Origin of the sequence: Enterobacter sp. ZOR0014 (assembly GCF_000798855.1) — a bacterium.
Taxonomy (GTDB): Bacteria; Pseudomonadota; Gammaproteobacteria; order Enterobacterales; family Enterobacteriaceae; genus Enterobacter; species Enterobacter kobei.
Genome location: NZ_JTLF01000320.1, coordinates 1 through 258 on the forward strand (window position 1 = coordinate 1; position 258 = coordinate 258).

A 258-nucleotide genomic window follows, 5' to 3' on the forward strand; every position below is an offset into this window, starting at 1 on the left:
ATCACACTGGGTTTCCCCATTCGGACATCGCCGGGTCAAAGGTTCATATCACCTCGCCGGCGCTTTTCGCAGATTAGCACGTCCTTCATCGCCTCTGACTGCCAGGGCATCCACCGTGTACGCTTAGTCGCTTAACCTCACAACCCGAAGATGTTTCTTTCGATTCATCATCGGTTTGCGAAAATTTGAGAGACTCGAACACACATTAACTGTGTGTCGTTTCAATTTTCAGCTTGATCCAGATTTTTAAAGAGCAAA

The 258-nt window shown here is 47.3% G+C and carries 1 rRNA gene; it reads right to left on the reverse strand.

The window, feature by feature from the left end:
- Positions 1 to 137 (reverse strand): 23S ribosomal RNA (locus L977_RS18260); the annotation flags it as partial.
- Positions 138 to 258: the final 121 nt, after the last annotated feature.